This is a genomic window from Paenibacillus sp. E194, assembly GCF_000935845.1.
Classification (GTDB): domain Bacteria; phylum Bacillota; class Bacilli; order Paenibacillales; family Paenibacillaceae; genus Paenibacillus_B; species Paenibacillus_B alvei_B.
This window is the reverse complement of sequence record NZ_JMDX01000260.1, coordinates 1-7,564: the sequence shown is the minus strand read 5'-3', so window position 1 is coordinate 7,564 and position 7,564 is coordinate 1. Positions and strand designations below refer to the sequence as shown.

Genomic DNA, 7,564 nt, shown 5'->3' with positions numbered 1-7,564 from the left:
ATTCTGCCGTTCGTGCTCGGATATCAAATTTGGAGCTACTACGTCTTCCGCAAGCGGATTGACGAAAAAGAGCATCTGGAGTATTAATAGGATTCTCGAATCAATACGCATAATAATGAGTATTTCATCAATTAATATAAGCTTGCTATGCTCGAACCGTTGCCTGAAAAAGGAGGGGTTAGGATGAACTCGTGAAAGCTTGGTACAAGCGGATTATCCGTGAGCGAGATTGCTTTTGGGAATTGGATAACTCACGGCGCCCAAGTGGACGATCATACAGCCCATGCTTGTGTACATGTTGCGCTGAAGGCTGGGATTACTACATTCGACACCGCAGATGTGTACTCAGATACACTCAGATACACGGACAGAAGCAGTGCTTAGTGAAGCCTTGAAAAGGGGGACGTCGAGAAAGGATCGAGCTGTGCACCAAGGTATGTCACCCAACAAGAACCGGACCTAACGATAGAGGGCTTGAATTTGCTGGCTGAGGGGAAGCTGTGACATATTCAATTTTTCCGCAGCACGGTTGATGTGAAGCTCTTCTGCTACGGCAATGAAGTAATGCAATTTGCGTATGTCCATCTTTACGCCCCTTATCCAGATAGCCCCCTCAGATGATGAGGGGGCCATTCTCATATATTCACTCTCACGCTTTGATTCCATAACGTTCACGCAATGTATGGATAACCTCGTGCACTTGCTCTGGCTCTGGGAGCCACAATCCTGAGGCTGCTTGTTCGAGACTTCGTTCGGATTGGCGTTCTCGGATTACTTGCTTGATCGATTCTGCAAATACGTGTGCCGCCCCACCGCCAACACTGCTGCCAAGTGAAGCCAACTCTTCTAGACTGCCTGTCTTATCTTCCGTCACAACAGGATGATCCGGTTGCGCCACGCCAGATGCAGCACGCTCATAGAAGGATCGGACGAGTTCGGCGCTCTCCTTGCCCGAGCCCTCGCAGATGACGAATGCCTGCACGACGAAGGCATGAGCTTGACGCCGCTGTGCAATGCCGCAAAACTTGATGCCGCCAATGCTGAGATCAAAATCGCCAGGGCAGTATGCGCCATCGATTTCACCCTTGTCGATCGTGTAGCCCGTGTTCTGCAGTGCAAGCTTGATCAACTGATACATGCGCTCATAGTCCGAGCGGAAGCATTTGTCGCCCATCCCTTCCTTCGGCAAGATCAGGGAAATGTTCACAACGCCCAAATCGAGTGGTACGGCCGCCCCGCCCGTGCTGCGGACAGCCGTCGAGTAGCCAAGCGACTCCAGCCATTGCTGCGCCTCTTCCGCATGCGGCAATCTGCTGTCACGCAGTCCCATCACGAAGCCCCGCGGATGACGCCACAGGTGACATACAGCGGGCCCTCCCTTGCCTGTATGCCTGCACAGCAGCTCGTCCAATGCAAAAGGATACAGAATGTCAGGTTCCTCCAGATGCTGCGTGCGATCCAGCACGAGGATATTGTCTAGTCCCTCTCCCATATGAAATGAAGCCGTACATTCCGCCATTTACGCATCCCCCTTAAAATCATGAAACTAGTAAATCTCTTATTACCATTCGGAGCCCATCTGTGATACTGCTCATGCAAACAGCATGTTTTTTATCTGGAACTACCCAACTAACTAAGACGATTATCCGCATTCAATTCAAACTATAAGTATCTTAACATGGAAGAGTACATTCCGGAAAACAAGAGAGATGTCCTGACATACGCTGATTCATTTTCCATTGTTCTTTGACGATAGTCTTGCGAATATCTGCAATTTGTGATAAAAGGTCATTAATACATAAAACCAGTCGTAAGTGGCAGCAAGACTGCGGTAAAGGAGCTATCGAACGATGGAATGGAAAGAGATTACGACAGTAGACGCGTGGGCAAAGTTGTTGGCGCAATCGGCGGAGCGCGGGGTTGTCGTGCTGAAACACAGCACTACCTGTCCCGTAAGCGCGAATGCGCTGAACGAGTACGAGCAGTATTTGAAGGGTAATCCGAACAGCGATATTGATTATGTTCTTGTCAAGGTAATAGAGTCCCGCCCCGTCTCCAATCAGATTGCCGAGGATCTAGAAATGAAGCATGAGTCGCCGCAAGTCATTTATGTCAAAGACAAGATAAAATACTGGACGGCTTCCCATTGGGCGGTAACGACCGAGCATATGGCAGCGGTTTTGGATTAGAATGGCCATAAAAAGTAGAACCCGTTCCGGAAGACCTGGGACGGGCTCTTGTCTATCATGGGTGAACACGACTATACCCAACAAATTGCTACATCTGAATCGACTCTATCATCTCTTGAACAGTCTGCTGCCACTTATCCCTTTCATCGGCTGGAGCGCTAAATTGAATTTCAAGAAGAGCTCCATTTAGTTCCGCCCAACCGAGGAGACGATACATGTCTCCCTTCTGTGAAGGCATGATGACTTCATTGACTGCAATGTGCTTCCCATGAACGAGCAACGTTTCATTTTTCAACCACTCTAGCTTTTCTCCTTCACTGTCTTGTTCCAAAATCATCTTCATCTTTAATCGTGCCTCATCGATTCCAGCATCGGTCACGAGCTGTTCTGAATCATGCTGTATCTCAAGCTTAACTTTCTTGCTGCTATCCATATAAACAAGCTTCGAGTTCGATGTCTCATTCGTTTGCGCCTCTAACCCCTGCGGTAGCTTCAATGACATCAAATGTGAGAATACGTGAATTCTTCCTTCTTCAGGAGCCTCAGTTTCTGCAGTCTTATTATCTTGTTCTGCTTGCCCCTGCGCCTGCTCCTCCTGCTGCGGAGTCAAAGAGACGTTCTTGGTCTCACCAGCATTCTTCTCCTTGCTGCCTGAGAAGCTGCAAGCAGAAATGCTGACTGCTACCGAAAGCACCAAGAGAACCATCCGCTTTTTCAACCTGTTTCCATCATCCCTGTCCCTTCGCATTTACATCTCCCCCATCCGCGTCTATTCATTTAAATAGGTCGTTACACGGTTTGCGATCAAATCCGCAACCGCTTGTGCCGATTTCTGACCGTTATAGTAAGCCTTCGCTTCCTCTTCGATGATCGATTGAACTTTCGAATTATCCATTATTGCGGTGTTCGCATGGGCCAGCATCTGCTTGACCATGTCGATATCTGCCTTCTGAATCGGGATCGAGGATCCAGTTGGCGATTCGACAGTGCCTTTGTCCTCAAGCTCCTTGAACATCTTCTTGTTAACCTCTTTATTAATAGAGAACCCTCGCAGTCCAGGCATGGTCTGTATTTCCTCAGACAATAAGAACTTCATGAAATCCCATGCTTCCGCCTGCACCTTCGAACTCCGATTCATCCCTAATTCTTTATACGTCTTGAAGGTGCCTCCAGCCTGCTGACCAGCCGCGAGCGGCTTGCGATAAATCTTCCCTTGCTCATAGAACGACCCTGGCCCTGAGAAATAATCTTCAGGCGAAAAAATCAATGTAGACATAAAAAAAGAATCTCCTACGTTCACCGCTGCATCCGTCACTATCTTCTCCGCATACATCGTCTTCACTTCCTCCATCAAGCCGACGAATGCATTGGCATCGAAGCTGGCGGGGCGCTGCTCCTCATTGACAACACGAGCATAGTTATCAGCGAACAGAATGTTCAACATCCTCTCAGGCGGCATATTCCCCATCGAATACGTGTGCCCGCCGGACGCCGTCAAACGTTTGCTTACTTCCGTGAACTCTCCCCATGTCCAAGTGCTGTCATCGAATGTTACATCGGATTGCTGAATTGCCTTCGCATCGCCCGTAAGACCGTCCAAGGAAAACTGCAGAGGCAGCGCATAAAGACCTCCTCTCATCTTGGCCCCGTCCAGAATGTTCATCTCGTACGAATTAGAATCAAAGGCAGAGTCCTGCTTCATCAGCTCGCTCAAGTTCACCAGCGCTTGCTTGTCTACGTATTTCCCAATTGGCAACCCGCTCACATTCAAATCGATCAAATCGGCCCCTTTACCGGACAAAAGCTCCGTAGTAGTGGTATTCACATACTTCTCGGCAATCCCTTCTTGATTGGAGCCTCCCCCTAAGCTGTATTCCTTGATTTGAATATCCACATTGGGATGCTTCGCTTCATACATCTTCTCAGCCTGAGCATACACAGGATCCGCTCCCAATACGGATAATACAACGACTTTCTTCCCGTCTTGCCCCTGCTGCCCTTCTTGTTTCGCCTCATCAGCCTGATTGCCGGCACATGCTGCCAATGACATCGCTATCGTTATTGCTACGACCAGACTGCGTACACTCCTTTTTTCACCCTGAATCGCTCCTCTCCATTCTTCATGGGATCGTTATGCGCTCAAACGCATTAGATCCTTACACGTTGACCATCTGTTAATGGCTCACTGCTCTCGACAATAATCTGGGTTTTCGGGTATACCCCTTGCAGCACCAGCGTTTCTTGGCCATTCGTCCCCCCTAATTGAACGGTAACCTTGTTAGCAATAAAAATATTGCCCAGCGGGCCGGAACGCTCTTCGATAACAAGGACATAGCTGTCCTTCCCTGCTTGATGAATCGCTTGGTTCGATACGAGCATGCCTCCATCGCTCTTCTTCGTTTGTGTCAATTCCACACTTACGAGCTCATTCGCTTGAACATTCGGATGTTGAACCTTTACAATGACCCGTTGACTCGAATTTGCCTGAGATGCATTCCTTTCCGCTCCCTCTTGGAGGGAAGCCCCTCCATCAACGCCTGGCATCGGCCGAATGTCGGTAATGCTTCCTTCAACCGGAACATTTGCCTCCTCATGCTCGATTTGCACGCGCATCTTTTCCCCGGTACGCAATTTCCGGCCGAAGGCATCCGGGATGACAATTTCGAATTGATATCCTTGCTGCCTATTCGCCAAGCTGATATCAGCCCCTCCGCTTCCTGAAGGCAGCTTCGGCGTCGCACGTACTTGTGTCACAACACCGTCAAAAGGCGCGATAAGGCGTCTGCGTTCAATCTCCTCCGACTTCAACGTGCTCAATTTTCGCTCTTGAACACCAATCGCTAATCGCGCACGTTCCAATTCCCGCTTCGTACGGCGCGCCTGCAGCTCGTCGTTATTTTGTACGGCTTCAATATAAGCATCCTGCAAGTCAACTGTCGATAGCCGCTGCCCTGCAAGGTCTGCCTGTACATCCAATATTTCCCGCACAGCAGTAGGGTTCTCATAGGTAATTAACGTCTGCCCCTCCGCTACGCGATCCCCCTCTTTTACATGAACCTTCTTAATCAACCATTCCGCCTTGTTCGACAGATCGATATGCTGCCGTGGCATCAGCCGGGCCGTACCACGCCACGTGGTTACCAGCTCGCCAACCCTTCCTTCCTCGGTTCGCACCTTTGGCAAATGTAACGTCAGCAATGTATTGCTCGCCAGGGTAAGGAAAAGGAGCAAGCTGAAGAAAAGGCCGGAGAGCCACACGATTTTTCGTTTTTTTCTTGTATCCAGCTCTGCTGTGAACCCTATAGCCATCCTATCCCTCCTTTCATGAGCTACCCTTTGATCCCCGACATTTGAATCCCTTCGATAAAATAAGATTCCGCATACAAAAACAGGAGAACCATGGGCGTCATATAGATCATCGACGCGGCAAAGCCAATACCTTGGGCTTCCTTATGAATTCTGGATAAATAGAGCGATAATGGCTGCTTGAATGCTTCCTCCAGGAAAATCAGGGGCTGCTCGACCATATTCCAATAATCGACGAACAGCAAGACGATCAGCGCCGCAATCCCCGGCTTCATCAGAGGCAGCATAATTTGATAGAAAATGCGATAATGACCCGCGCCATCCATCTGAGCCGCTTCAACCAGCGCATAAGGAATCGAGAGCATAAATTGTCTCAGCATGAACACACCGAATGCCGCGAATATCCCTGGCAATATAATCGCGCTAGCTGTATTCATTAGTCCCAACTTGTCAGCAATAATATAATTCGGAACCAAGGTCACTTGGAAAGGCATCAGCATTGTCAGCAAGTACACCCGAAACCATCCTTCTCTCCCTCTGAACCGGAGCTTGGCAAAAGCGTACGCTGCCAGCGCACTGACAACGGTCTGTCCCGCAATAATCGCCACGACCATCGCGACGGAATTCCATAGCATGAACAAATACGTCGGCGTATCTAGCAAAACGCTCCCATACTGCTCGAGGGACAGCCAATCCGGGATAAGCTTCAGATTCACGAAAACAGCAGGCTCTCCTTGCGTAACGACCGGCATTTGACCCACTAGACCGTAATTTCCGCCAATTTCATGCTCCGTCATCAGCGAATTTGTGAAAGTTATCACAATTGGAAATAGCATGGTAAGCCCGATGCACGCCATCACCAGCGTGAACGACAGGTTCCGAATGAACCCCCTGTTCTTCATTCTTCCTCCTGTATCATTCCATAAATTGGGTGTATTGTTTCTCTATCCGAAGCAGAATCGTCACGATGATGAAGATAACGATCACCATAAGCGTCGCAGCCGCAGACAGCTTCTGTACATCCAGTCCGATGAACATGTTGTTCATGTAGTGCTGAAGTGTATAGATGCTGTCATGTGGGTAATCTCCTGCGATCAGGTACGTTTCACGGAATATCTTGAACGTATTCATAATGGACATCAGAACGACCAAAACCATCGTTGGGGTCAAGTAGACAAGTGTAATCCCATAACATTGAAACCACTTGCCCGCCCCCTCCAATTCTGCCGTCTCATAGTAATCTCGCGGGATGCTCTGGAGCCCTGCGAGGAATAAGATGATGTTGTATCCGATATGCTTCCATAGGTAGAACACGGAAATAACGCCTCTTGCCCAGTCCGACTTCATCCAATCTATTTGTTCAAGCCCGGCAGCGTTCATCCAGGCGTTAAGTGATCCATTCCAATCAAACAGCACTTGCCACACCATTACGACGGAGGCAACGGGCACAACTAACGGCAGAACATAAGCCATTCGAAGAAATTGACGCAAATAGAGATTCCGGTTCAGCACGAGCGCAATTCCAAGTGACAGCACTAGCATCAGCGGGACATTCACTGCCGTGAACCAGAACGAATTCAAGGCAGCTTTGCGAAAGGAATCGCTGCTGAGCAGCTCCTGATAATTCGAGAGTCCAACAAATGAACCGCCAACCGTTCGATCCAATACCGAGTAGATCAGCCCCATCCCAAACGGGATGAGATAGAATAAAGCAAAGCCAATGGCGCTCGGCAACAAGAACGTTAGAGCCACCATGCCTTCTCTCCGGCTGAGACGATTTCGCTTCATGGCTTCTCAGCGGGGTAAAATGCCACACTTGTACTGCCATCTTGGACATTCACTTGGAACATCTCCTTGCCATCCTCTACACGCTTGTAGATGACGATGAATTGACCGATTCCTTGTGCTTCACTTGGCTGGGTTCCTGCCACTTCAGGCTGATATCCATCAATAGACATATCCAATTGCTTCAAGAATGCATTAGCCATCGCGATCGCTTCCGATTTCTGCAATGTCGCAACATGCGGAGCAAATGGCTCCAAACCAGTCGTTTGAACAAAATGAATCTG

7 protein-coding genes and 3 pseudogenes are annotated in these 7,564 nt (G+C 49.0%); 2 read left to right on the top strand and 8 right to left on the bottom strand.

The features are described from left to right. Nucleotides 1-219: 219 nt before the first annotated feature. Nucleotides 220-476 (top strand): annotated as a pseudogene (locus tag AZ66_RS30935) (aldo/keto reductase); the annotation flags it as partial. Here the strand turns inward: AZ66_RS30935 and AZ66_RS30930 are convergent. Both AZ66_RS30930 and AZ66_RS24450 read right to left on the bottom strand, forming a co-directional pair. Next, a pseudogene (locus AZ66_RS30930) lies at nt 469-585 on the bottom strand (LysR family transcriptional regulator); the annotation flags it as partial. The pseudogenes AZ66_RS30935 and AZ66_RS30930 sit on opposite strands and share 8 nt — an antisense overlap. Before the next feature lie 64 nt (nt 586-649). Beyond that, nucleotides 650-1,519 carry a lipoate--protein ligase family protein gene (locus tag AZ66_RS24450; RefSeq protein WP_044357256.1) on the bottom strand — a complete coding sequence of 290 codons (870 nt, stop codon included), beginning with the start codon at nt 1,517-1,519 and terminating at the stop codon, nt 650-652. Between the two features lie 331 nt (nt 1,520-1,850). Here AZ66_RS24450 and ytxJ point away from each other — a divergent pair, with 331 nt between their 5' ends. Beyond that, nucleotides 1,851-2,189: a bacillithiol system redox-active protein YtxJ gene (gene ytxJ, locus AZ66_RS24445; protein WP_044357255.1), complete on the top strand. Its 339-nt coding sequence runs from the start codon at nt 1,851-1,853 to the stop codon at nt 2,187-2,189. An 88-nt stretch (nt 2,190-2,277) separates the two neighbouring features. Here the strand turns inward: ytxJ and AZ66_RS24440 are convergent, their stop codons facing one another. From AZ66_RS24440 to AZ66_RS32110, 6 genes and pseudogenes are all read right to left on the bottom strand, one after another. After that, nucleotides 2,278-2,907, bottom strand: coding sequence for a hypothetical protein (locus AZ66_RS24440; protein ID WP_231587030.1), 630 nt, complete (start codon nt 2,905-2,907; stop codon nt 2,278-2,280). A 51-nt stretch (nt 2,908-2,958) separates the two neighbouring features. Continuing rightward, a complete protein-coding gene (locus AZ66_RS24435) occupies nt 2,959-4,239 on the bottom strand; it encodes an ABC transporter substrate-binding protein (protein WP_044357253.1) in 1,281 nt (426 codons plus the stop codon). A 98-nt stretch (nt 4,240-4,337) separates the two neighbouring features. Further along, nucleotides 4,338-5,498: an efflux RND transporter periplasmic adaptor subunit gene (locus AZ66_RS24430; RefSeq protein ID WP_044357252.1), complete on the bottom strand. Its 1,161-nt coding sequence runs from the start codon at nt 5,496-5,498 to the stop codon at nt 4,338-4,340. Nucleotides 5,499-5,518: 20 nt separating this feature from the next. Continuing rightward, nucleotides 5,519-6,397, bottom strand: a complete 879-nt coding sequence (locus AZ66_RS24425) for a carbohydrate ABC transporter permease (protein ID WP_044357251.1) — start codon at nt 6,395-6,397, stop codon at nt 5,519-5,521. 13 nt (nt 6,398-6,410) lie between these two features. After that, nucleotides 6,411-7,250: a carbohydrate ABC transporter permease gene (locus AZ66_RS24420; protein WP_044357250.1), complete on the bottom strand. Its 840-nt coding sequence runs from the start codon at nt 7,248-7,250 to the stop codon at nt 6,411-6,413. A gap of 29 nt (nt 7,251-7,279) precedes the next feature. Further along, nucleotides 7,280-7,564 (bottom strand): annotated as a pseudogene (locus AZ66_RS32110) (hypothetical protein); the annotation flags it as partial.

Coding starts and splice junctions, on each gene's coding strand:
- AZ66_RS24450 (WP_044357256.1), bottom strand. CDS start 1,519: ATGGCGGAATGTACGGCTTCATTTCATATGGGAGAGGGACTAGACAAT.
- ytxJ (WP_044357255.1), top strand. CDS start 1,851: ATGGAATGGAAAGAGATTACGACAGTAGACGCGTGGGCAAAGTTGTTG.
- AZ66_RS24435 (WP_044357253.1), bottom strand. CDS start 4,239: ATGTCATTGGCAGCATGTGCCGGCAATCAGGCTGATGAGGCGAAACAA.
- AZ66_RS24430 (WP_044357252.1), bottom strand. CDS start 5,498: ATGGCTATAGGGTTCACAGCAGAGCTGGATACAAGAAAAAAACGAAAA.
- AZ66_RS24425 (WP_044357251.1), bottom strand. CDS start 6,397: ATGAAGAACAGGGGGTTCATTCGGAACCTGTCGTTCACGCTGGTGATG.
- AZ66_RS24420 (WP_044357250.1), bottom strand. CDS start 7,250: ATGGTGGCTCTAACGTTCTTGTTGCCGAGCGCCATTGGCTTTGCTTTA.